The 24429-nt window shown below is 59.0% G+C and carries 20 protein-coding genes and 2 pseudogenes; 14 read left to right on the forward strand and 8 right to left on the reverse strand.

Annotated features, from left to right (window positions below; translation table 11 throughout):
• Positions 1-23: 23 nt before the first annotated feature.
• The gene (gene flgA / locus FQ185_RS10640; RefSeq protein ID WP_149417477.1) at positions 24-785 is read right to left on the reverse strand and encodes a flagellar basal body P-ring formation chaperone FlgA; all 762 of its coding nucleotides are present in this window, start codon (positions 783-785) and stop codon (positions 24-26) included.
• Positions 786-866: 81 nt separating this feature from the next.
• Between flgA and FQ185_RS10645 the strand changes: the two genes are divergently transcribed.
• The 6 genes from FQ185_RS10645 to flgE all read left to right on the forward strand — a co-directional run bounded on the left by FQ185_RS10645 (position 867) and on the right by flgE (position 5875).
• Positions 867-1799: a chemotaxis protein CheV gene (locus tag FQ185_RS10645; RefSeq protein ID WP_149417394.1), complete on the forward strand. Its 933-nt coding sequence runs from the start codon at positions 867-869 to the stop codon at positions 1797-1799.
• Positions 1800-1845: 46 nt separating this feature from the next.
• Entirely contained in the window at positions 1846-2673 is an 828-nt protein-coding gene (cheR, locus tag FQ185_RS10650) for a protein-glutamate O-methyltransferase CheR (protein WP_149417395.1), read from the forward strand.
• 264 nt (positions 2674-2937) lie between these two features.
• A complete protein-coding gene (gene flgB / locus FQ185_RS10655; protein WP_149417396.1) occupies positions 2938-3345 on the forward strand; it encodes a flagellar basal body rod protein FlgB in 408 nt (135 codons plus the stop codon).
• Between the two features lie 3 nt (positions 3346-3348).
• Entirely contained in the window at positions 3349-3792 is a 444-nt protein-coding gene (flgC, locus tag FQ185_RS10660; RefSeq protein WP_149417397.1) for a flagellar basal body rod protein FlgC, read from the forward strand.
• Positions 3793-3807: 15 nt separating this feature from the next.
• The gene (gene flgD, locus FQ185_RS10665; protein WP_149417398.1) at positions 3808-4530 is read left to right on the forward strand and encodes a flagellar hook assembly protein FlgD; all 723 of its coding nucleotides are present in this window, start codon (positions 3808-3810) and stop codon (positions 4528-4530) included.
• Between the two features lie 31 nt (positions 4531-4561).
• On the forward strand, positions 4562-5875 hold the full coding sequence (gene flgE / locus FQ185_RS10670) for a flagellar hook protein FlgE (RefSeq protein ID WP_149417399.1): 1314 nt from the start codon (positions 4562-4564) through the stop codon (positions 5873-5875).
• 306 nt (positions 5876-6181) lie between these two features.
• On the opposite strand, the gene FQ185_RS10675 is transcribed toward flgE, so the two are convergent.
• Positions 6182-9076 (reverse strand): ribonucleoside-diphosphate reductase subunit alpha, encoded by a 2895-nt coding sequence (locus FQ185_RS10675; RefSeq protein ID WP_149417400.1) that lies wholly within the window; start codon positions 9074-9076, stop codon positions 6182-6184.
• A gap of 737 nt (positions 9077-9813) precedes the next feature.
• Here FQ185_RS10675 and FQ185_RS10680 point away from each other — a divergent pair.
• Positions 9814-10527 (forward strand): response regulator, encoded by a 714-nt coding sequence (locus tag FQ185_RS10680; protein ID WP_149417401.1) that lies wholly within the window; start codon positions 9814-9816, stop codon positions 10525-10527.
• Positions 10524-12134, forward strand: a complete 1611-nt coding sequence (locus tag FQ185_RS10685) for an ATP-binding protein (RefSeq protein ID WP_149417402.1) — start codon at positions 10524-10526, stop codon at positions 12132-12134. The genes FQ185_RS10680 and FQ185_RS10685 overlap by 4 nt, the downstream gene beginning before the upstream one ends.
• 44 nt (positions 12135-12178) lie before the next feature.
• Here FQ185_RS10685 and FQ185_RS10690 read toward each other — a convergent pair whose 3' ends face one another.
• Positions 12179-12904, reverse strand: a complete 726-nt coding sequence (locus FQ185_RS10690; protein ID WP_218575888.1) for a 4'-phosphopantetheinyl transferase — start codon at positions 12902-12904, stop codon at positions 12179-12181.
• Between the two features lie 157 nt (positions 12905-13061).
• On the reverse strand, positions 13062-13853 hold the full coding sequence (locus tag FQ185_RS10695; protein ID WP_149417404.1) for a dienelactone hydrolase family protein: 792 nt from the start codon (positions 13851-13853) through the stop codon (positions 13062-13064).
• A 145-nt stretch (positions 13854-13998) separates the two neighbouring features.
• On the opposite strand from FQ185_RS10695, the pseudogene FQ185_RS10700 reads away from it, so the two are divergent.
• The 3 genes and pseudogenes from FQ185_RS10700 to FQ185_RS10710 all read left to right on the forward strand — a co-directional run bounded on the left by FQ185_RS10700 (position 13999) and on the right by FQ185_RS10710 (position 16809).
• Positions 13999-14600: pseudogene (locus FQ185_RS10700) on the forward strand (hypothetical protein).
• Positions 14601-14788: 188 nt separating this feature from the next.
• The gene (locus FQ185_RS10705; RefSeq protein ID WP_008029360.1) at positions 14789-15466 is read left to right on the forward strand and encodes a response regulator; all 678 of its coding nucleotides are present in this window, start codon (positions 14789-14791) and stop codon (positions 15464-15466) included.
• The gene (locus tag FQ185_RS10710; protein WP_149417405.1) at positions 15463-16809 is read left to right on the forward strand and encodes an ATP-binding protein; all 1347 of its coding nucleotides are present in this window, start codon (positions 15463-15465) and stop codon (positions 16807-16809) included. The genes FQ185_RS10705 and FQ185_RS10710 overlap by 4 nt, the downstream gene beginning before the upstream one ends.
• 51 nt (positions 16810-16860) lie before the next feature.
• Here the strand turns inward: FQ185_RS10710 and FQ185_RS10715 are convergent.
• Positions 16861-17013, reverse strand: a pseudogene (locus FQ185_RS10715) (helix-turn-helix domain-containing protein); the annotation flags it as partial.
• Between the two features lie 126 nt (positions 17014-17139).
• Here FQ185_RS10715 and FQ185_RS10720 point away from each other — a divergent pair.
• Positions 17140-18837, forward strand: coding sequence for an Ig-like domain-containing protein (locus tag FQ185_RS10720; RefSeq protein ID WP_149417406.1), 1698 nt, complete (start codon positions 17140-17142; stop codon positions 18835-18837).
• Between the two features lie 113 nt (positions 18838-18950).
• On the opposite strand, the gene FQ185_RS10725 is transcribed toward FQ185_RS10720, so the two are convergent.
• Complete coding sequence (locus FQ185_RS10725) at positions 18951-19949, reverse strand: AraC family transcriptional regulator (protein WP_149417407.1); 999 nt, start codon at positions 19947-19949, stop codon at positions 18951-18953.
• A gap of 339 nt (positions 19950-20288) precedes the next feature.
• Between FQ185_RS10725 and FQ185_RS10730 the strand changes: the two genes are divergently transcribed.
• Together FQ185_RS10730 and FQ185_RS10735 are read left to right on the forward strand one after the other, a co-directional pair.
• The gene (locus FQ185_RS10730; RefSeq protein ID WP_149417408.1) at positions 20289-21623 is read left to right on the forward strand and encodes a dicarboxylate/amino acid:cation symporter; all 1335 of its coding nucleotides are present in this window, start codon (positions 20289-20291) and stop codon (positions 21621-21623) included.
• Between the two features lie 144 nt (positions 21624-21767).
• Positions 21768-22949, forward strand: coding sequence for a CaiB/BaiF CoA-transferase family protein (locus tag FQ185_RS10735; RefSeq protein WP_149417409.1), 1182 nt, complete (start codon positions 21768-21770; stop codon positions 22947-22949).
• 134 nt (positions 22950-23083) lie between these two features.
• On the opposite strand, the gene FQ185_RS10740 is transcribed toward FQ185_RS10735, so the two are convergent.
• The gene (locus FQ185_RS10740) at positions 23084-23578 is read right to left on the reverse strand and encodes a SprT family zinc-dependent metalloprotease (RefSeq protein ID WP_149417410.1); all 495 of its coding nucleotides are present in this window, start codon (positions 23576-23578) and stop codon (positions 23084-23086) included.
• Positions 23579-23724: 146 nt separating this feature from the next.
• The gene (locus FQ185_RS10745; RefSeq protein ID WP_149417411.1) at positions 23725-24327 is read right to left on the reverse strand and encodes a Yip1 family protein; all 603 of its coding nucleotides are present in this window, start codon (positions 24325-24327) and stop codon (positions 23725-23727) included.
• Between the last annotated feature and the right edge of the window lie 102 nt (positions 24328-24429).

Consider the following 24429-nt stretch of genomic DNA (forward strand, 5'->3'; position numbering starts at 1 on the left):
CACATCTTCACCAACAGAGATCTCTACATGGCCACTTCCACCTGGCCGGGCGCGATGACTTGCGCCTTGATGACCCGCTGGGAGTTGAGGTTTTTTACTCGAATCTGTTCGCGCATGCCGCCATTGGACAGCGCTTCACCCGGCATGCGCACGCTGAGCGTACCACTGCGGGCGGTAATCACCACTTGGTCGCCCTTGCTGATCACTTCCGCCTGTTCCATGTGCACCAGGGTAATGACCTGGTCGGCGACCATTGGTCGGGTAAGTTTCTGCCCGATCGCCTGGTCGGTCGACGTCAGGTAGCCCTGGCTGATCAGGCTGATGTCGCGCTCTCGCAGGGTGACATCCTCGGGCTCGACAATGGCGGCTCGCCGCAGCGCTCGGGTGGTGGTCACAATGTCGCGAAACAGCCGTACTTGAGCGGGCACGAAGACGGTCCAGGGGGAGGCGCCCTCGCAGCGCACCTTGACCGTAACCCGGCCCAGCGGCTTGGCCGGACTCTCCAGCGTGGCTGTCAATTCCTTGTCGCACATGGGCATGCGCAGCCGGGGATCGAGCTGCTTGACCTCGATCTCGTAGCGGCCCTCCGTTTGACTGGTGGCCAGATAGTCTTCTACGGTGAATTCAAGAAAGCCCTGAGTGACGCCGATAAGCATGTCAGGCAAGGTAACCGCGTCAGCAAGGGCAGGGCTGCCAGCGTTGAACAGGCAAACAGCCGATATCGCGCAAAGCAATTTGCGGAAAGTGGATGTCAGGCGTCGGAATAATGTCGGTTCTGTGTTCATAAGAGTTAAAAAGCAAGCGCCGTGCCGTTTATTGATGAATGTGCGTCGCAACACACTTAGCGTCGGTGTAGGAGTCTGGGCATGGCTGGTGTAATGGATTCGGTAAACCAGCGCACGCAACTGGTAGGGCAGAATCGCCTTGAGCTGTTGTTGTTCCGTCTCGACGGCCAGCAGCTGTATGGGATCAACGTGTTCAAGGTTCGTGAGGTGCTGCAATGCCCCAAGCTGACGCTGATGCCCAAGTCCAGTCCTGTCGTGTGCGGTGTGGCAAATATTCGGGGGGCGACCATTCCGATTCTTGATCTGGCGATGGCGACCGGCTCCGGGGCTTTGAAAGACAAGAACAATCCGTTCGTGATCATCACGGAATACAACACCAAGACCCAGGGTTTCCTGGTTCGGTCGGTAGAGCGCATCGTCAACATGAACTGGGAGGAGATTCATCCGCCACCCAAGGGCACGGGACGCGATCATTACCTGACGGCTGTGACTCGGGTCGACAATCAGTTAGTCGAAATCATCGACGTCGAGAAAGTCCTGGCGGAAGTGGCGCCGACACCGGAAGCGATTTCCGTTGGCGTGGTGGATGTCGAAACCCGGCACAAGGCGCTTTCGTTGCGCGTGCTGACGGTCGATGACTCGACGGTGGCGCGCAAGCAAGTCTCGCGGTGCCTGCAAACGGTGGGTGTCGAAGTGGTAGCGTTGAACGACGGCAAGCAAGCGCTGGATTACCTGCGCAAGCTGGTTGACGAGGGCAAGAAGCCTGAGGAAGAGTTCCTGATGATGATTTCCGACATCGAGATGCCGGAAATGGACGGGTACACCCTCACGGCCGAGATCCGCAACGACCCGCGCATGCAAAAGCTTCATATCATCCTGCATACTTCGTTGTCGGGCGTATTCAATCAGGCGATGGTCAAGAAAGTCGGTGCCGATGACTTCCTTGCCAAGTTCCGTCCTGATGACCTGGCATCCCGGGTAGTCGACCGGATCAAAGCAGCAGATATCAGCTAGGGACCTTCTGCCCCTGGCGGTCAACACGATTTAAGAGGCGGCATCTTTGTCTACGGGTAATTTGGATTTCGAACAGTTCCGGGTCTTCCTGGAAAAAGCCTGTGGCATTTTGCTCGGTGAAAACAAGCAGTACCTGGTCTCGAGCCGTCTCAACAAACTGATGGAACAGCAAGGCATCAAATCCCTGGGTGAGCTGGTCCAGCGCATCCAGACCCAGCCGCGCAGCGGTTTGCGCGAAATGGTGGTGGATGCCATGACCACCAACGAAACCCTGTGGTTTCGTGACACCTATCCGTTTGAAGTCTTGAAGAACAAGGTGCTGCCCGAAGCGATCAAGGCCGCGCCCGGCCAGCGTCTGCGGATCTGGTCGGCGGCGTGTTCGTCGGGGCAGGAACCGTATTCGCTGTCGATGTCGATCGATGAATTCGAGCGGGTCAACATGGGCCAGTTGAAGATGGGGGTGCAGATCGTTGCCACCGACCTGTCCGGCACCATGCTCAATAACTGCAAGACCGGCGAGTACGACAGCCTGGCCATCGGCCGCGGTCTGTCGCCCGAGCGCCTGCAGCGTTATTTCGACCCGAAAGGGCCGGGGCGCTGGGCAATCAAGGCACCGATCAAGAGCCGGGTGGAATTTCGTTCGTTCAACCTGCTGGACAGCTACGCGAGCCTCGGCAAGTTCGACATCGTGTTCTGCCGCAACGTGCTGATCTACTTCTCCGCCGAGGTCAAGAAAGACATCCTGTTGCGCATTCACGGCACGTTGAAGCGCGGCGGTTATCTGTTTCTCGGCGCTTCCGAAGCGCTGAACGGTTTGCCGGATCATTACCAGATGGTCCAGTGCAGCCCCGGGATCATTTACCAGGCCAAGTGATTCGTTGGCGTCATCTATAAACGGGAGTCCTCAGGGACTCCCGTTTTTTTTGCCTGCCATTATTCCTGAAAACACCACTAGACCCTGTGGGAGCGAGGGTGATAAGCGGCAGAAAAGCGGCAGCCAGCGGAAATCGGTTGCCGCTTTTCTGGCATTGCCGCATTGCCACTGCCTGCAAAGCCCCGGTTTCCGGGCTTTTTTGAATTGGCACGACGCTTGCTATGTCCATGTTACGAAAAATCAGGTCACCCGAAGGTTTCCGACATGAGCATCAGCTTCGATAAAGCGCTCGGTATCCACGAACAAGCCCTGGGCTTCCGCGCCCAGCGTGCCGAAGTCCTGGCCAACAACATCGCCAACGCCGATACCCCGAACTACAAGGCTCGGGATTTGGACTTCTCCAAAGTGCTCGCCGAGCAGAACGAGAAAACCAAAAGCGGTACTTTCGCCTTGAACATGACCAACAGCCGTCATATCGAAGCGCAAGGCCTGGGCAATGGCGACGAGTCGCTGCTGTATCGCACGCCGATGCAACCGTCGATCGACCAGAACACCGTGGACGCGCAACTGGAACAATCGAACTACGCGGAAAACGCCGTCGGCTTCCAGGCCAGCTTCACCCTGCTCAACAGCAAATTCAAAGGGCTGGTATCAGCCCTGCGCGGAGAGTAAGTCATGTCTCTATCCAGTGTTTTCAACATTGCCGGTAGCGGCATGAGTGCCCAGACCACTCGCTTGAACACCGTGGCCTCGAACATCGCCAACGCCGAAACCGTCTCGTCGAGCATTGACCAGACCTACCGTGCGCGTCACCCGGTGTTCGCCACCATGTTCCAGGGCGGCCAGAGCGGCGGCAGCGGTTCATTGTTCCAGGACCAGGATGCGGCCGGTCAAGGCGTGCAAGTGCTGGGTGTGGTCGAAGACCAGAGCAACCTCGATGCGCGTTACGAGCCCAACCATCCGGCAGCCGACGCCAAGGGCTACGTCTACTACCCGAACGTCAACGTGGTGGAAGAAATGGCCGACATGATTTCCGCGAGCCGTTCGTTCCAGACCAACGCCGAGATGATGAACACCGCCAAAACCATGATGCAAAAGGTTCTGACCCTCGGTCAGTGATAAGGGGCGACTCAGATGAGTGTTACCGATACCACCAGTGGCCTTAGCCTCAACGACATCCTGGCCAACTCCTCGATCAAGACCAACACCAGTGCTGACGGCCTGGCGGCGGCAACGAACAGCGCCACCGGCAAAAAGGCCCTGGGCAAGGATGCGTTCCTGCAGTTGCTGGTAACGCAGCTGAAAAACCAGAACCCGCTGGAACCGCAGGACAACGGCGAGTTCGTCGCTCAGTTGGCGCAGTTCAGTAGCCTGGAAGGCATCACCACGCTCAACGACACCGTGTCGGGCATTGCCGGCAATTACAACTCGTCTCAGGCATTGCAGGCTTCATCGCTGGTGGGGCGTTCGGTCGTCGCGCCGGGCGACAAAGCCGTGGTCGACACGTCGAAGAGTATGACCGGTACGGTTGTGATTCCAGGTTCAGTGGCCGGTGCCACCGTGAAGATCACCGATAAGGACGGCAAAGCCGTTCGCACCATCGACCTGGGCAGCCAGACAGCCGGCAATGCCACCTTCATCTGGGATGGCAAGGATGATGCCGGCAAACCGGTTGATTCGGGCACTTACACCTTCGCGGCGACGACCACCATCGATGATCAGGCCGTCTCGCTGATCACCAATCTGCCAGCGACCGTTAACAGCGTGACCATCAGCCAGACCGGCGGTGAGTTGATGCTCAACCTGGCTGGCCTGGGCAGTATCGCCCTGTCCAAAGTACAAACCATTGGTATGTAGAGCCGACTAACACGGCACAAAGGAGTGGAATATGTCTTTCAATATCGGCCTTAGCGGTCTCTATGCAGCCAACAAACAACTGGACGTGACCGGCAACAACATCGCCAACGTCGCAACCACCGGTTTCAAATCGTCCCGTGCAGAATTCCAGGACGTTTACTCAGCGACCAAGTTGGGCACGGGCAGCAAGACCATCGGTAGCGGTGTGCGTCTGGCCAACGTTTCCCAGCAGTTCACCCAGGGCGACATCAACAACACCGGTAACGTGCTGGACATGGGCATCAACGGCTCCGGTTTCTTCGTACTGAACAACAACGGCTCGCTGTCCTACACCCGTGCCGGTACGTTCAAGGTCGACAAGGAAGGTTTTGTCACCAACAGCGACGGAACTGCGCGTTTGCAAGGCTACGGTGTGGACGCCAATGGCAAGATCCAGAACGGTGTATTGACCGACCTGCGCATCGACACGTCGAACCTCGCGCCGAAGACCACCACCACCGTTTCGTCGACGATCAACCTGAACTCCACAGAGCCGGTGATCGATCCGACTCTCACGTTCGATCCGACCAAGACAGAAACCTTCACCAAGCAATTCAGCACGCCGATTTTCGACACGCAGGGTAACCAGCACACCATGGATCAATTCATGGTCAAGACTGGCGCAAATACCTGGAAGACCTACACCCTGATCGATGGTCGCAATCCGGATGGCAGTGACCCTGCTCTTGCCGCTTCCCCACCGATCGCGTCGACCATGGTGTTCGACACTTCAGGCAAACTCGTGTCTGTAACCACTCCAGCCACCCCGGCACCGATCGTCAGCCCTGACCTGAAGGTCACCGGCTGGGTTCCGGGCAAAGTAACCAATGGCGTATGGGCAGCCAACGGCGCCGCCGCTGACCCGGGCGGCTTGACCATCTCGATGGCCAACACCACCCAGTTCAACGCTGATACCGCGCGTTCGATTCCTGCGCAGAACGGTTATGCCACTGGCCAGATCACCAACCTGACCATCGACGGCAGTGGTGTGTTGCTGGCCAACTTCAGCAACAACCAGACCAAGGCGATCGGCCAGATCTCGCTCGCCAGCTTCACCAACGAGCAAGGTTTGCAGCCTATAGGCGGCACCAGTTGGAAAGAAACCTTCGCATCGGGTATCCCGGGCTACGATGCGCCGCTAACCGGCACCCTGGGTGGAATCCAATCCAACTCCCTGGAAGAGTCCAACGTCAACCTGACCAGCGAACTGGTCGAGCTGATCAAGGCGCAGAGCAACTACCAGGCGAACGCCAAAACCATCTCCACCCAGAGCACCATCATGCAGACCATCATTCAGATGACCTGATGAGGGTTGGCTGAAAGTGCTGCACAAGGAGCCCCTCGCAAGAGGGGCTTTTTTGTGGTCGGGATTTGTCTCGGGTGCCGGGTTTTGCTTTGTCAGTGACGGCCCCTTCGCGGGCGAGCCCGCTCCCACAGGGTTTTGTGTCGTCCGTAATCGTCGTGAACAACACAAATCCTGGTGGGAGCGTGGCTTGCCCGCGATGGCGTCAGACCAGCCGCCACATTCTTGAGGGCAAAAGAAAACCCCCGACAATCCAGAGGACTGATCGGGGGTTTCGAGTAAGCGCCCTGCGACGCCTACCAGCTCAGCTTATTGGCAAGCTTCGCAATCCGGCTCGTCGATGGCGCAAGCCTTCGGCACTGGAGCAGGGCCGGCAGGCGCTGCCAGGACCGAATCTTCACCGTGGTTGCCGCCGCTGGAAACAGCGTTCAGCTTGCCGGTGTTGATGGTCGACTTCTCGGTGCTGGTCGCGGCCAGGGCACGGAGGTAGTAAGTGGTTTTCAGACCACGGTACCAAGCCATGCGGTAGGTCACGTCCAGCTTCTTGCCCGAAGCGCCGGCGATGTACAGGTTCAACGATTGAGCCTGGTCGATCCACTTCTGACGACGGCTGGCCGCGTCAACGATCCACTTGGTGTCCACTTCGAACGCGGTCGCGTAGAGCTCTTTGAGTTCTTGCGGGATGCGCTCGATCTGTTGCACCGAACCGTCGTAGTACTTCAGGTCGTTGATCATGACCGAGTCCCACAGACCGCGAGCTTTCAGGTCGCGAACCAGGTACGGGTTGATCACGGTGAATTCGCCCGACAGGTTCGATTTCACGTAGAGGTTCTGGTAGGTCGGTTCGATCGACTGCGATACGCCAGTGATGTTGGCGATGGTCGCGGTCGGTGCGATGGCCATGATGTTGGAGTTACGAATGCCTTTTTGTACACGGGCGCGAACCGGTGCCCAGTCCAGGGATTCGTTCAGGTCAACGTCGATGTACTTCTGGCCACGTTGCTCGATCAGGATCTGTTGCGAATCCAGCGGCAGGATGCCCTTGGACCACAGCGAACCCTGGAACGTCTCGTAGGCGCCGCGCTCGTCGGCCAGGTCGCAGGAAGCCTGGATCGCGTAGTAGCTGACCGCTTCCATCGACTTGTCGGCGAACTCGACGGCAGCGTCGGAACCGTAAGGAATGTGCTGCAGGTACAAAGCGTCCTGGAAGCCCATGATGCCCAGGCCGACCGGACGGTGCTTGAAGTTGGAATTCTTCGCTTGTGGCACCGAGTAGTAGTTGATGTCGATAACGTTATCGAGCATGCGAACGGCGGTGTTCACGGTACGTTCCAGCTTGGCGGTGTCCAGCTTGCCGTTGACGATGTGGTTCGGCAGGTTGATCGAGCCCAGGTTGCAAACAGCGATCTCGTCCTTGTTGGTGTTCAAGGTGATCTCGGTGCACAGGTTCGAGCTGTGGACCACGCCCACGTGCTGCTGCGGGCTGCGCAGGTTGCACGGGTCTTTGAAGGTCAGCCATGGGTGGCCGGTTTCAAACAGCATGGACAGCATCTTGCGCCACAAGTCTTTGGCCTGGATGGTCTTGAACAGCTTGATCTTGCCCGGGTACTGGGACAGTGCTTCGTAGTACTCGTAACGCTCTTCGAAGGCCTTGCCGGTCAGGTCGTGCAGGTCCGGCACTTCGGATGGCGAGAACAGGGTCCACGGGCCGTCATCGAAGACGCGCTTCATGAACAGGTCAGGGATCCAGTTAGCGGTATTCATGTCGTGGGTACGACGACGATCATCACCGGTGTTCTTGCGCAGCTCGATGAACTCTTCGATGTCCATGTGCCAGGTTTCCAGGTAGGCACAGACCGCGCCTTTGCGCTTGCCACCCTGGTTGACGGCAACGGCGGTGTCGTTCACCACTTTCAGGAACGGAACGACGCCCTGGGATTTGCCGTTGGTGCCCTTGATGTACGAACCCAGTGCACGAACCGGCGTCCAGTCGTTGCCCAGGCCGCCCGCAAATTTCGACAACATGGCGTTGTCGTGGATCGCGTGGTAGATACCCGACAGGTCATCCGGCACGGTGGTCAGGTAGCAGCTGGACAGCTGTGGACGCAGGGTGCCGGCGTTGAACAGGGTTGGAGTCGAGGACATGTAGTCGAAGGACGACAACAGGTTGTAGAACTCGATCGCACGGTCTTCCTTGTTCTTCTCTTCGATCGCCAGGCCCATGGCCACGCGCATGAAGAAGATCTGCGGCAGCTCGAAGCGGATACCGTCCTTGTGGATGAAGTAACGGTCGTACAGGGTTTGCAGGCCCAGGTACGTGAACTGCTGATCGCGTTCGTGGTTGATTGCCTTGCCGAGTTTTTCCAGGTCGAAAGTGGCCAGGATCGGGTTCAGCAATTCGAATTCGATACCCTTGGCGATGTACGAAGGCAGGGCCTTGGCGTACAGGTCGACCATTTCGTGGTGGGTCGCGCTCTCGGCGACTTCCAGGAAGCTCAGGCCTTCGGCACGCAGGGTGTCCATCAGCAGGCGAGCAGTCACGAACGAGTAGTTCGGCTCACGCTCGACCAGCGTACGGGCGGTCATCACCAGCGCGGTGTTGACGTCGGTCAGGGCCACGCCGTCGTACAGGTTTTTCAGGGTTTCGCGCTGGATCAGGTCGCCGTCGACTTCTTCCAGGCCTTCGCACGCTTCGGTGACGATGGTGTTCAGGCGGCCCATGTCCAGAGGAGCAAAGGTGCCATCGGCGCGGGTGATGCGGATCGACGGGTGAGCGTTGACCGCTTCCTCGACCGGCGCGTGGGCGGCGCGTTCTTTCGAACGACCGTCACGGTAGATCACGTAGTCACGAGCGACTTTCTGCTCGCCGGCACGCATCAGGGCCAGTTCGACCTGGTCCTGGATTTCTTCGATGTGGATGGTGCCGCCCGAAGGCATGCGACGCTTGAAGGTCGCGGTGACTTGTTCGGTCAGGCGGGCAACGGTGTCGTGGATTCGCGACGAAGCGGCAGCGGTGCCGCCCTCAACTGCGAGAAACGCTTTGGTGATGGCGACGGTGATCTTGTCATCGGTGTAAGGAACGACAGTGCCGTTACGCTTGATCACGCGCAGCTGGCCAGGCGCGGTGGCGGACAGATCCGAAGTCGAATCTGCGGCCTGCGGCAAGGTGCCCTGCGGGTTCTCGCGAGTTGTGTCGGTTTGCATGGGGGGTTGTCTCCACATTCTCTATGTTTGTTTGGGCACCATCACGGTGCCCACCGTTCCGTCCTGAAGCACTACAACCGGCGGGGCCGGGCATACCAACTTCGGGACAGATCAGGAAGGGGGCTATTGGGCGCCGCTTCCATGCCGAAGTCTTTGGTCTCAGGCCTTGAGCCTGAAACCGGGATCCTTTTGGGCGACAGTAAATGACTGCAACACCCGTACCGTTATCGCCGTTTTCGGCTCAAAAACAGTAGCCACCCGCACGCGCGGTTTGGTCTCTCGAAAATACGTTTGGTTCAACCGGAAAGAGGCAATAAAAGCGCTTGAAATCGGTATCCGGTTTGTGTTTGGTTTTTGGCGTAAAACCCTACATGTAGGGGTTTTTTTGCGCCGGGGTACAAGATAATGCGTTTTGGAGGGTGTTGCAACGTACTACCTGTGGATAAACCTGTGCGTAAATTGTGTGTGAAAGTGGGAACAGGCGTGTAGGCCGCGACTTAGCTTGCGCGGACCGTTTTTCATCGATTTCCAATGATTAAAAACAGTCATTCGGATTTTTAAGGGCGCGAACCCTATCACAAAAAACCGGCTGGTCCGAACGCATTTGCCGGCTTGTGTTCTCGGCGAGCGACGTTTATACAATCGGCCTATGCATCTGCATTCTTATCCTCCCCAATCATTACAAAAAGACGGGCGGATCCTTCCTTATTAACGTTACTGGCAAATAGAGGTCACACGTGGAGCAAGAAGCCTGGCAGATATTGATTGTCGAGGACGACCAGCGTCTGGCCGAACTGACCCGCGATTACCTGGAAGCCAATGGCCTGCGCGTGTCGATCGAGGGCAATGGCGCTGTCGCTGCGGGCCGTATCATCAAAGAGCAGCCGGACCTGGTGATCCTCGATTTGATGCTTCCTGGCGAAGACGGCCTCAGCATTTGCCGCAAGGTTCGCGACAAGTATGACGGCCCGATCCTGATGCTCACCGCCCGTACCGACGACACCGACCAGATTCTGGGCCTGGACCTGGGCGCGGACGATTACGTGTGCAAACCGGTTCGCCCGCGTCTGCTGCTGGCGCGCATCCAAGCGCTGTTGCGACGCAGTGAACCCCCTGAAGTGCCTGCGGAAAAACAACGGCGCCTGCAGTTCGGTCCGCTGGTAGTGGACAACGCGCTGCGTGAAGCCTGGCTGCATGACAAAGGCATCGAACTGACCAGCGCCGAGTTCGACCTGTTGTGGCTGCTGGTCGCCAACGCCGGGCGCATTTTGTCCCGGGAGGAAATCTTCACTGCGCTACGCGGCATCGGCTATGACGGCCAGGACCGTTCCATCGATGTGCGCATCTCGCGCATCCGCCCGAAAATTGGCGACGACCCGGAACATCCGCGGCTGATCAAGACCATCCGCAGCAAAGGTTATCTGTTCGTTCCGGAAGCGTGCACGCTGTGAACTCGATCTTCCTGCGCATCTATGGCGGCATGTGCGCGGCGTTGATTCTGGTCGCGGTGCTCGGTGTGCTGGCCTTGCACCTGCTCAATCAGGTGCGCAGCGAGCAGTACCGCGAACGCCTGGCCCACGGCACGTTTTCGCTGATGGCCGACAACCTGCAACCGATGAACGAGACAGAACGCCATCGGGCCTTGCTGGTGTGGGAGCGCTTGCTGGGGATTCCGTTGGCGCTGAAAACCTTTGCCCAGACCGACCTCGACCTGACGCAGCGCACCCGCGTGCTGCGCGGCCAGGCGCTGGTGGAACAGACCGGCCCGCATGCGGCAAAGGTTTACCGGTTGGTCAGCGACAAGGAACAACGGGTGCTGACGGGCGAGGTGCAGCAGATCAGCGAGCAACTGGCCCGGGCGACTATTTACCTGCTGGCCGACGAACTGGTGCGTTACCCGGTGGCCGAGCAACCTGAACGCCTGGCGCAGTTGAAGCACGACAAAGGGTTTGGTTTCGACTTGCGACTGGTCAAGGTCGAGCAGGCGGACATGGACGAGGACCAGAGTCGTCGCGTGTCCGAAGGTGACACGGTGATGGCCCTGGGCAAGGGCGGCGATTCGATCCGGGTGTTTGCCGGCATGGTCGGCACGCCGTGGGTGCTGGAAATCGGCCCGCTGTATCAGATGAACCCTTATCCGCCGGAGTGGCTGGTGCTGATCGCTGCCCTGGGCCTGAGCCTGATCGGTTTGATCGTCTATTTGTTGGTGCGTCAATTGGAGCGTCGTTTGCGTGGCCTCGAAGCGGCCGCCACGCGCATCGCCAAGGGCAGCCTGGAAACCCGCGTGCCGGCACGCGGCGCCGACTCCGTGGGGCGGCTGGCCTCGGCGTTCAACGGGATGGCCGAGCACTTGCAGCAGTTGCTGGCGATTCAGCGTGAACTGGTGCGCGCGGTGTCTCACGAATTGCGCACGCCGGTGGCGCGCTTGCGTTTTGGCCTGGAGATGATCGGTTCGGCCACCACGCCGCAAGCGTTGGAAAAGTACCGCGAAGGCATGGACCACGACATCGAGGACCTCGACAAGCTGGTGGATGAGATGCTGACTTATGCGCGGCTGGAGCAGGGCTCGCCGGCGTTGAATTTCCAGCGGGTCGATCTGGATGCCTTGGTTAATCAGGTGATCGAGGAGCTGGCGCCGCTACGGGCTGAGGTCACGGTGCAGCGCGGTTTGTGCCTGTCGGCGGCTGATTGCGACGACGCCTGGGTCGAGGCCGAGCCGCGCTACCTGCACCGGGCGTTGCAAAACCTGGTGAGCAACGCCATGCGCCACGCTTCGTCGAAAGTGACCGTCAGTTATCAGGTGGGACAACAGCGCTGTCGGGTGGATGTCGAGGATGACGGGCCGGGCGTACCGGAAACGGCCTGGGAGAAAATCTTCACCCCGTTCCTGCGCCTCGATGACAGTCGCACCCGTGCCTCCGGCGGGCATGGGTTGGGTTTGTCCATCGTGCGGCGAATCGTCCACTGGCATGGCGGGCGTGCATTGATCAGCAAGAGCAAAAGCCTGGGCGGGGCGTGTTTCAGTTTGAGCTGGCCGAGGAATCAGGAGAAGCGGTGAGAGGGTTGTTGTCTGGGATGGCGTCCTTATTAACACCAAAAGCCTCAGGCCTTGATGCTGACCAGACTCAACAGCTGCCCATCCATCACCCCGAACTGCGCATCCAGCTCGGTGCCATTGCGCCATTCACTGGACAAATCCGTCAGTAACCGCAACCGCACCTCACCGCTCTCGCTCCACTCCAGCACTTCAGCGTGTTCGAAATAGAAGCGCTGCTGAACGATCGGGTAGAGCGCCTTGAACAGGCTCTCCTTCACCGAGAACGTCAGGGTCACCAGCATCGCCAGCTGATCCCGGGGGCCGGCGGCCATGCGCTGCAGCTCAGGCGAGGTAAGGATTTCCCCGGCCAGGCGTTCGGCCCGTTCAGGGTTGAGCAGGTTTTCCAGGTCCATTCCCAATCCGCGCCAATCGGTTTTCTTCGCAACGATTGCCGCGGCCCGGCCGGTGCTGTGGGTGATCGAGCCGCTGATATGGCTTGGCCATACCGGCGCACGATCTTCGCCAATGGCCGGGATGAAGCTCAGTCCTTCCAGCTGCTGCAATGCGGCCCGGGCACAGACCCGTCCGGCAAGAAACTCCGCCTGCCGTTTGGCCACCGAGCGCTGGATGCTGGCCGGCGGCTCGATGGCGCTGCGTTGAAAGTCATCGCTGGCCAGTTGCGACGTATCGAAGTGAGTACTCAACAGCACCGTATCGGGCAGCACAAATGGCAGCGGCCAATGGGCATCGAGTGGAGTGCAGCAGACGGGGAGGGCGGGGGCGCGATTCATGTCGAGCATTTTGCCGGGTTGCCTTCAGGCTGGGTAGCCCCACGCGGATCGTTCCCACGCTCCGCGTGGGAATGCCTCAAGGGACGCTCCGCGTTCCAATGGGACGCGGAGCGTCCCGGGCTGCATTCCCACGGGGACCGTGGGAACGATCATCGTGTCAGCCAAATATCTTCTTGAAAAACGCCTGCATGTCCGCCCAGGATTTTTCATCCGCTGCTTTGTTATACCCAATGTCCGGCCCGGCATGATCGCCATGGCTCAGGCGATCCGCATCAGGATTGCTGAACCCATGCTTGGCACCTTCAAGGCTGACAAATTGATAGTCGGCACCGGCCTTGTCCATCTCGGCCTTGAACGCCGCAACGTTATCCGCGGTGATCATGCTGTCCAGAGCGCCATGCTCGACCAGGATCTTCGCTTTCACGCTGCCGGGTGTAGCGGGCGTCTTGGTCGCCAGCGCGCCGTGAAAACTCACCACACCCGCCAGCGGCAAACCCTGACGTGCCGCATTCAGCACCACGCCGCCGCCGAAGCAATAACCGATAGCGGCGAGTTTGTTCGGATCCGTTTGCGGCTGTTTCTTCAACAGGTCGAGCCCGGCCTGGAAGCGAGCGCTGGACGCCGCACTGTCTTTCAACGCGGCTTGCATGAAGGCCATGGCGTCCTTGGGATGTTCGGTGTTCTTGCCGTCGCCATACATGTCGATGGCCAGCGCGCTGTAACCCAGGCCGGCCAGATCACGGGCTCGGCGCTTGGTGTAGTCGTTGAGCCCCCACCATTCGTGCACCACCACCACGCCCGGGCGCTGGCCTTTAATGGCGTCGTCGTAGGCGTAGTAGCCGATCAGCTTGGTGCCGTCGGCACTCTGATAGGGGATTTCCTGAGTCTTGATAGCCGCCTGGGTGAGCCCGCTCAGGGCCAGCAAGACGAAAGCGAGAAACATACGCATGGTCGAATCTCCTGATCAAAGTCGTTAAACCTGCCGAGTCGATTTGATTCAGCTCAGGTTCAGAGTGCGTTCAGGGGGAGTTCAGGGCCGGGTGAGTAACCTTGCCCCGTACCCAAACAGCAAATAGTGCATGAGGAAACTCCCTATGACTGGCTTCAAAAAACTGCTTCTGGCTTTCACCGTCCTGGGCGCCAGTGTCGCTGCCCATGCCTCCGACGACAATTTCGCCAGCCTTACTTTTGGACAGACCAGCGACAAAGTCAAAAAGTCCCACGCCCTGAATGACAACCTCAACAACCCGAACGCTGACGGCGTGATCGGCAAGGACAACACCTGGGGTGTGCGTCTGGGCCAGCAAAACAGCCAGGGCCGCTACTACGCCACTTATGACAACGTCTCGGGCTCGCACAATGGCATTAAACTGCGTCAGGAAAACCTCCTGGCAGCTACGATCTGTTCTACCCGGTGGGCGGCAGCACCAAGCTGTTCGGCGGTGCCACGGCCGGTTTGACCAAACTGACTCAGGACTCCCCAGGCTTCAGCCGCGACAGCGACATCGGTTACGCCATCGGCGGCCAGATGGGTGTCCTGCAACAGGTTTCGCAAAACACCTCGGTTGAACTGGGTTACCGTTACCTGCGCAGCAACGCCAGCACCGAGATGAGCGAGCGCGGCGGCAGCAAACAGGGTTCGCTGGACCTGACCAGCAGCGCCCAGACTTACCTGTCGGCGAACTACGCGTTCTAAAAAGCGTTTCGCGGCCAGTCGGTCAAGCCGCGCAACCTGTGGGAGCGAGCCTGCTCGCGATGACGGCGGTACATTCAGCATCAATATTGGCTGACCCACCGCTATCGCGAGCAGGCTCGCTCCCACAGGTCGCCCTGTCAGCCATTGAAGTTTGTTTTTGGAGACGTTGATTTGCGTAGGAGAGCGTTATGAAACTGCTGGTCGTCGAAGATGAAGCGCTGTTGCGCCATCACCTGCAAACCCGCCTGACGGACAGCGGCCACGTGGTCGAGTCCGTGGCCAATGCCGAAGAGGCGCTGTACCAGACCGAGCAGTTCAACCATGACCTGGCGGTGATCGACCTCGGCCTGCCGGGCATGGGCGGGCTCGACTTGATTCGTCAGCTGCGCTCGCGGGGCAAGACCTTTCCGATCCTGATCCTCACCGCTCGCGGCAATTGGCAGGACAAAGTCGAAGGCCTCGCCGCCGGCGCTGACGATTACGTGGTCAAGCCGTTCCAGTTCGAAGAACTCGATGCCCGGCTCAATGCCTTGTTGCGCCGCTCCAGCGGTTTCACCCAGTCGACCATCGTTGCAGGGCCGCTGCTGCTGGACCTCAATCGCAAGCAGGCGTCCCTCGACGAACAACCGCTGGCGCTGACCGCGTACGAGTATCGGATTCTTGAGTACCTGATGCGGCATCACCAGCAAGTGGTGGCCAAGGACCGCTTGATGGAACAGCTCTACCCGGATGACGACGAGCGCGATCCGAACGTGATCGAAGTGTTGGTCGGCCGTCTGCGCCGCAAACTCGAAGGCCCGGCCGGCTTCAAACCGATCGATACCGTGCGTGGCCTCGGCTACCTGTTCAATGAGCGCTGCACTTGATTCGTTCTCTTCGTGTCCGGTTGATGCTCGCCGCCACGATCCTGGCGGTGTTGTTCATGCTGGCGTTGCTGCCGGCGATGCAGGGTGCGTTCAGCCTGGCGTTGCAGGATTCCATCGAGCAACGCCTGGCGTCGGACGTCACCACGCTGATCTCCGCTGCCCGGGTGGAGGGCAATCATTTGCAGATGCCGGCGCAGTTGCCCGATGAGCGCTTCAACCTTACCGACAGCCGTTTGCTCGGCTACATCTACGACCGCGAAGGTCACCTGGTCTGGCGCTCGAAGGGCACCCGCGAAGAGCACATCAATTACAAACCGCGTTACGACGGACGCGGTAACGAGTTCGCAAGGATCAGCGAAGCCGATGGCCAGGAGTTTTTCGTCTATGACGTCGAGGTCAAACTGCTGGGCGGCAAGAGCGCGGCATTCAGCATCGTCGCGCTGCAACCGGTGCGTGAGTACGAAGTCACCCTCGAAGGCCTGCGGGAAAACCTCTATCTGGGCTTCGGCGCCGCGTTGCTGGTGCTGCTCGCATTACTGTGGATCGGCCTGACCTGGGGCTTGCAGGCTTTGCGCCGGCTGAGCCAGGAACTGGACGAGATCGAAAGCGGCACCCGCGAAAGCCTCAGCGAGCAACACCCGCGTGAACTGCTGCGGTTGACCGGCTCCCTCAACCGCTTGCTGCACAGCGAGCGCGAACAACGCAGCCGCTATCGCGATTCCCTCGACGACCTGGCCCACAGCCTGAAAACCCCGTTGACGGTGTTGCAGGGCGTCAGCGAAGACATGGCCCAGCGCCCGGAAGATCGCGATCAGGCTTGGGTGCTGCAAACCCAGATCGAACGCATGAGCCAGCAGATCAGCTACCAATTGCAGCGCGCCAGCCTGCGCAAAAGCGGCCTGGTGCGCCATCAGGTGCGCCTGCGCCCGGTGCTGCAAAGTCTCTGCGACACCCTGGACAAGGTCTACCGCGACAAGCGCGTGCGGGTCGCCTTCGATTTGCCGGAGCAATGTTATGTGCCGATCGAGGAGGGGGCTTTGCTGGAAATGATGGGCAACCTGCTGGAAAACGCCTATCGCCTGTGCCTCGGCGAAGTGCGCATCAGCGTGCGCGAGAGCTTGAGCGGGATTGAGCTGTGCGTTGAGGATGATGGGCCCGGTGTTCCGCCGGATCAGCGTGCGCGGATTCTGCAAAGGGGAGAGCGACTGGATCGCCAGCATCCGGGGCAGGGGATTGGCTTGGCGGTGGTCAAGGACATCATCGAAAGCTACAGCGCCAAGCTGACCTTGGGGGATTCGCCCATGGGCGGGGCGGCGTTCCGGATTCACTTTCCGGTGGTTTGACCCCTGTCACTGATCGTTCCCACGCGGAGCGTGGGAATGCTCAGTGGGACTTCAGTTCTCTTGTTCGCGGTAGGCGCCCGGCGTCAACCCGGTCCACTTCTTGAACGCCCGATGAAACGTTGAAGGTTCGGAAAACCCCAACTACTCGGCAATCTGCTGCAACGACAAATCCGCCCGGCCCAGGTGACAAATCGTGTAACAGCGATGACCGTCTGTCGGAAACAGGTTCGTACCTGTCAGATCTGACAGTAGCCAGTCTTCCAGGTTAGGCGTGTGATGGTTTTCGCATCCGAGAGGGGCGGGGGCTTATCACACTTGCGGGAGACGATGATGGACATCCAGTCATCAGTGTTGAATCAGTTGTTTGTGCTGTATCCAGTGATCATCCAGGGCTGGGTGTCCCCGCTGAAACCTGCCGATCTGGCGCAGGGTGGGATTCCGAAATCCCTTTACGATGGACAGCCACAGGGCCTGGAATGCCTGGTGGATCCATGGACCGAGCTTCAGCTTCTTTCCTGGACAATGGCGGCTGATGATCGCGTTGACTTGTATGTCAACGACGATCCCACTCCCGTCACGGGCAAGACCGTCGCGCCGGGAGAGGAACAACTGCGTATCCGGCTATACGTGCCGCACGGCCGGTTGCGCAACGGCGTCAACCGACTGCATTACAAGGTCATCCGTCCCGGTGGGAGCAGCGAAGACTCTCGGGATTTGAATGTGTTGTATTACCTGCGATCTCCGGGTGAGCCAGCGCCAAATGGTCTGGATCTGGTGATCCCGCCCGATGTGGTCAAGGATGGGGTCGATGCCGCCCGCGCGGCACAAGGTGTGGAGTTCGGGTTCACCTATTCCAACCGGCGAGCCTATGACCGTATTCGCTTTCAGTTAGGCGATGAATCGGTTGAATGGGAGATCACCGACGCTTCGGTGCCGGCGACCAAGACACTGTTCACCGGCACGTTTCAGCAAGGGGGTGACAACCCGAACCTGCTGCTTGATTTCGTTGTGTTTGACCAGTTGGGCAATTTCAGCCGATCGTCAACCAAGCAGATCGATGTACACCTTGGCCGTGTCAATCTCTCAGCGGCGATCCTTCGGGAAATCCCGTCCGAGAACAATGACGACCCGTCCCTCGTCGATTTGCGCAAGCTGAACGGCGGGCCGTTGTGGGCCTTGATCCACCTCATCGATACGATCTGGAACGAGGGGGATGAGATCCGCCTGAGTTTCACCGCGATGGTGAATGGCAGTGTGGTCGCTACCCACGAAGAAACACGGCAGATCACGCAAGTGCCGGGGCTGTTTTCCTGGGACATTCCCAATAGCAAGGTCATTCCTGACAGTTCTGTGAGGGTTGGTTACGAGCAGATCAGGGGCGGCAAGGTCATTGCCAGCTCTAAAATCGCCATCGCGCTGGTGGTGGGTGAAAGACTGCCGGAGCTTACAATTGACGTCAGCAACATGTTGCTGAATGGCAAGAACTACATAACAACCGCGTTCGACTGGATACGCAAAGCTGCTTTTCCGGGTTCCACGGCGCAACGAGTCGCCAGTGGCGGTACACCTCCATATCGGTATTCGTCGTCGTCCCCTTCGATAGCTGCCGTCGATAGCACCGGTGTCGTTTCGAGTGTTTCCAATGGATCTGCACGCATCACCGTGACTGACTCCTCGCCGGAGCCACAATCCAAGTCTTACGTGGTTTACACCTCGAACGTTTACCTTCTTCTCAACAACTCCTCGCCTTTGTCCGCCGAGGAGGCTGATGCATGGAGAATATCCGTTGGTGGGCTCAGGTTAGAACCAGGTGACCACGGTTTTCTAAGTAGGTGCTATGCGCCTGGCTATCTCCCTCCTGCCTTTGTCACTTACCACACGGGCAGGCGCAACAACCAATATCCTCAATTCCCCAACCACCCGGTGACATTCGCTGAGCAGCGACATGCAAACGGAGGAAATTTCAATCAAGGGGTAAACACAGAGAAAGACCCGAGGCTGCCAGCTATCTGCCGGAAGCTCGCCTGATTCCATAGCTTGAAGGGCTGGCGGTGAATCGAGCGCTGGATAAACTTGATCCGCAGAATTTGCTCACGAAACCGATCGTTCCCACGCAGAGCGTGGGAACGATCGGCGTTAATTCAGTTCTCTTGTGCGCGATAGGCACCCGGCGTTAACCCGGTCCATTTCTTGAACGCCCGGTGAAACGCCGAAGGCTCTGAAAACCCCAGTTGCTCGGCAATCTGTTGCAACGGCAGATTGGTGCGGCTCAGGTGATAAATCGCAATGTCCCGGCGCAGTTGATCCTTCAACCCCTGAAAACTCGACCCTTCTTCACGCAGATGCCGACGCAGCGTCTGCGGGCTGATGTGCAAGTGAGCGGCCACCGCTTCCAGGTCCGGCCAGGGTGCACTGTCGCGGCTGAGCAGTCGACGCAACTGGCTGCTCAAACTGTCGCCGTCATCGGGGCGCGACAACAGGTCGGCGGGGGAGCGTTCGAGGAAATGCTTGAGGGTCCGTTCGTCCTGTAACAAAGGCATGCTCAAGTAGCGACTGTGAAACAGCAGGCTGCTCTGTGCTGTAGAAAAGTGCAAAGGGCAAGAGAACAGCAAATCGTATTCGGCGCCGTGTTCGGGTTTCGGGTAACTGAACGTCGCCTGTTCCAGCCGGATGCGCTGGCCGATCAGCCAGCTGCCGAGTCGGTGCCACACCAATAGCTGGCTCTCGGTGAGGAAATGGTCCGGGTCGCGGAACTTCGAATCATCAAGGCTCAGGCGGATCATTTCGTCTTCGCGGGTCAGGGTCAGACGTGGACTGTCAGGGAATAGGCTGTAAAACAATAAGCCGCGATGGAGTGCTTTCTCCAGATTGCGGCAGTGGATCACCGCATGACACATCATCGCGAAACTGCCGGTTTTACTCGGGACCGGCCCGAAGCCCAGGTATTCATCGTCCAGTGCCAGCCACAGGCCCTGGATCAATCGGGTGAACTGTTCAGGCGCGATTCGCGCACGCGGTTCGTCAAGCAATTCGGGGCTGATCCCCAGTTGCAACAACAGGTTTGAATAGTCGACACCCAGCCTGCGCGCACCACCGAGGGCTGCACGGGCGAAATGACTGGCGATGGTGCGTTCGCGCATAGAAGACAGTTCCATCCATTGAACGGCGGATGGTAGCCGTTGGGTTCGGCGATAGACAAGGCGGATATCCGCCAATTTGTAGGACAAGGTACGAACGATGGGCGGAAATCCGCCACTCTTTTGTCTCCGCTCAGTGACCATGAAAAACCCGCAGCCCTTGATGTCAAAAGGCTTTCAGGCAATTCGGCGAAGGTGGCACGCGCTTTGCGATACAACGAGCAGATGCCTGCCGTTGCGCAGCTCGACAAAACAAATCCCTCCAGTGCAGGAGGGTTCGCAATTGAAGTGTTCAGGGCAACAGGTGGATGTTGTCACCGGACACTCTTGAGGAACTTTGCAATGACGACTCGTCAGCCACTGTATAAATCCCTGTATTTTCAGGTGATCGTTGCTATCGCCATCGGCATCTTGCTCGGTCACTTCTACCCGCAGACCGGTGTGGCCCTCAAGCCGCTGGGTGACGGGTTCATCAAACTGATCAAAATGATCATCGCCCCGATCATCTTCTGCACCGTCGTCAGCGGTATCGCGGGCATGCAGAACATGAAGTCGGTCGGCAAGACCGGCGGTTACGCGCTGCTGTACTTCGAAATCGTTTCGACCATCGCATTGCTGGTAGGTCTGGTAGTGGTCAACATCGTGCAGCCGGGTGCCGGCATGCACATCGACGTAACCACCCTGGATGCTTCCAAAGTCGCTCAGTATGTAGCGGCCGGTGCGGATCAAAGCGTCGTTGGCTTCCTGCTGAACGTGATCCCGTCCACCATCGTCGGCGCGTTCGCCACGGGCGACATCCTGCAAGTGCTGATGTTCTCGGTGATCTTCGGTTTCGCCCTGCATCGCCTGGGTGCCTACGGCAAGCCGATCCTGGACTTCATCGATCGCTTCGCCCACGTGATGTTCAACATCATCAACATGATCATGAAGCTCGCGCCAATCGGTGCCTTCGGTGCCATGGCGTTCACCATCGGTGCCTACGGTGTCGGTTCGCTGGTGCAACTGGGTCAACTGATGGCGTGCTTCTACATCACTTGCCTGCTGTTCGTTCTGGTGGTGCTGGGCGGTATCGCTCGCGCTCACGGCTTCAGCGTGCTGAAAGTGATCCGCTACATCCGTGAAGAACTGCTGATCGTGCTGGGTACTTCCTCTTCGGAGTCGGTGCTGCCACGCATGCTGATCAAAATGGAACGTCTGGGCGCGCAGAAATCCGTGGTAGGTCTGGTGATCCCGACCGGTTACTCGTTCAACCTCGACGGTACTGCGATCTACCTGACCATGGCGGCGGTGTTCATTGCTCAGGCAACCGACACCCACATGGACATCACTCACCAGATCACCCTGCTGGTGGTGTTGCTGCTGTCCTCGAAAGGCGCCGCGGGTGTGACTGGTAGTGGCTTCATTGTGTTGGCTGCCACCTTGTCCGCTGTTGGCCACCTGCCGGTTGCCGGCCTGGCGCTGATCCTCGGTATCGACCGCTTCATGTCCGAAGCCCGTGCCCTGACCAACCTGGTCGGTAACGCTGTTGCCACTCTGGTTGTGGCCAAGTGGGTCAAGGAGCTGGACACCGACGTGATGCACGCCGAGCTGGCTTCCGGCGGTCGCGGTATCTCCGACGAGCGTGAAGAAGACGACCTGGGCGTGGCCGAAGGCCCAACCCCAATCAACGTCAAATAAGACGGCTGAACTGAAAAAACCCGCTTCGGCGGGTTTTTTCATGCCTGGAATTTGAGCGCAACGGTCAGCGCAGCTGATACATAAGGTGATTGCTGCAATGCCGTCGGCTGCCTAGTCTGGGGACATCGTTTACGGAGAACACCCATGCTCGGTCCACTGGCATCACTCAAGGTTCTGGATTTCTCGACACTGCTGCCGGGGCCGTTCGCCTCGTTGTTGCTGGCAGACATGGGCGCCGAGGTGCTGCGCATCGAATCACCGACCCGCATGGACCTGCTGCGAGTGCTGCCGCCCCACGATCAAGGGGTTTCGGCCAGCCATGCCTACCTCAATCGCAACAAGCGCAGCCTGGCCCTGGACCTCAAGCAGCCTGAGGCGCTGGAGGTGATCAAGCAGTTGCTCAAGGATTACGACATCGTGCTGGAACAGTTCCGTCCCGGCGTGATGGATCGGTTGGGCCTGGGTTATGAAGCCTTGAAGGCGATCAATCCGAAACTGATCTACGTGTCGATCACGGGTTACGGCCAGACCGGCCCCTATAAGGAGCGCGCCGGCCACGACATCAATTACCTGGCGCTGGCAGGGCTTTCGAGCTACACCGGCCGCGCGGATAGCGGTCCGCTGCCGCTGGGCATGCAAGTGGCGGATATTGCCGGTGGTTCGTTGCACGGGGTCATCGGGCTACTGGCGGCGGTCATCGCCCGGCAGCAAAGTGGGCAGGGCCAACATCTGGACGTGAGCATGACCGACTGCGCCTTCAGCCTGAACGCCATGGCCGGCGCCGGGTATCTGGCCTGCGGTGAGGCGTCGGGCAGGGAGGATCAGATGCTCAACGGCGGCAGTTTCTACGACTACTACCGTTCGCGGGATGGGCGCTGGTTATCGGTGGGCAGTCTGGAACCGGCGTTCATGCAGCAACTGTGTACAGCGCTGGGGCGACCGGAACTGGCGGCCAAGGGACTGTCGCCCAAACCCGCCGAGCAACAAGCGCTGAAGAATGAGTTGAAAATCGAATTCGAGAAACATGACTTCGCCGAGCTGTGCGAGTTGTTTGCCGGGGTCGATGCGTGCGTGGAGCCGGTGTTGAGTCTGGGGGAGGCGGTGCGGCATCCGCAGATGAAGGCGCGGGAACTGGTGACTAAGGTGCCGCGGGGTGATGGGACGAGTCAGGCGCAGATGGCGTGTCCGTTGAAGTTTTCGCAAGGGTTGCCCGAGCCGCGGCATATCGGCGCGGCCGTGGGGCAGCATACAGATCAGGTGTTGGAGGCGTTGGGGTATGGCCCTGAGCGGATTGCAGAGTTGCGCCGTGCCAAGGTGATTCTCTAGCGGCCGCCCGGCCTCATCGCGGGCAAGCCCGCTCCCACAGGTATTGATTTTGAGCACAAGATTTGTGAGCGACACCGATCACTGTGGGAGCGGGCGTGCCCGCGATGAGGCCAGACCAGATACCACAGATCTTGCTACTCGACCCGCATTTCCCCACTGAACACCAACGTGCTGCGGCACCGCCGGCACAAATACCGTCGCCCCTGCCGCACCAAACCATGGCGCTGGGCCGAAAACGGGAAATCGCTGTCGGCACACGGGCACTTATAGATGTAGCGGGTCACGCTGCGGCGTTTGACGTCATAGGTGTGGCAGCGATTGGGCGGCAGTTCGTACACGCCGCGCATGATCAATTGCCACTCTTCGCCATGCGGCTGGATGCGGTCGCCGAACAGTTGATGGGCGATCAGGTGCGCGACTTCGTGGGCCACGGTTTGCTTGAGGAAGTCTTCGGTGTTTTCCCGGTACAGCTGCGGGTTGAAGCGCAGCAGGTTCTCGTGCAGATGCGCGACACCGGCTTTCTGGCCGCGCAGCTTGAGGCTCACCACGGGGCGTTTGAAAGGTCGTTTGAAAAAGGATTCGGCTTGCTGGTAGCAGTCTTCGACGCGGGTATTGAGTTGCTCGGGCATGCTTGATGGATCTCCAGAGACGTCGAGTATGCCGCAACCCTCGGGACTTGCGAATCGCTTGGGCGCCGAATGGTCGTCGCCCTTGCATTAGAAGGCCGCCTTGCGGCGGCCTGTGTTGGCAGATCTGGTTTTTGGGTGAAGTGTTGCTAATTAGTGTAGACCGGCCCCACGCCGAGTCCCCAGACAATGACAGTGAACGCCATGATGGCGACCAGCACCACCAGGCCTACAGCAAGCACCGAACTTGAAAACAGGAATCCCTCGTCAGATGGAATGTTCATGAACGTCGGTAGCCCCACATACAACAGATACACCGTGTAGCAAATGGCCGCGGTACCGACGATCATCCCTAGCCACATGTGTGGGTACAGCGCCGCCAGACCGCCAATGAACAGCGGTGTCGCGGTATAGGTGGCAAACGCAACGCAACGTGCCAGGCTCGGGTTGGCGTCATAAGTGCGGGCCATCCAGTGAATGAAAGCGCCCATTACCGCAACGCCACCGAGCATTGCCAGGTACGACATGACTGTCATCCATAGCGCACTCTCCACGGTCAACATCACTGGCGCTCTATTGCCGATGACCCAGCCAACCTGAGTGGTGCCGATAAACGCCGAAACCGCAGGGATCGCGGCCAGAATCAGAGTGTGGGTCAGGTACATGTGGCTGATGCTTTCCTCCTGATCGCCACGAATCTCTTTCCATTCTTGGTCAGGGTGGGTGAAGAGCCCCACTACGTGATGGATCATGCCAGTCACTCCTCTTGTTTTTACCGTCGCCCCCCAGTGGAGCGCCTACGGGCCAAAGTGGCCGAGTAAGGAAAGGTCTGGATATGTGTGTGACCTTATGTC

The sequence above is a fragment of the Pseudomonas sp. ANT_H12B genome (assembly GCF_008369325.1).
GTDB lineage: Bacteria > Pseudomonadota > Gammaproteobacteria > Pseudomonadales > Pseudomonadaceae > Aquipseudomonas.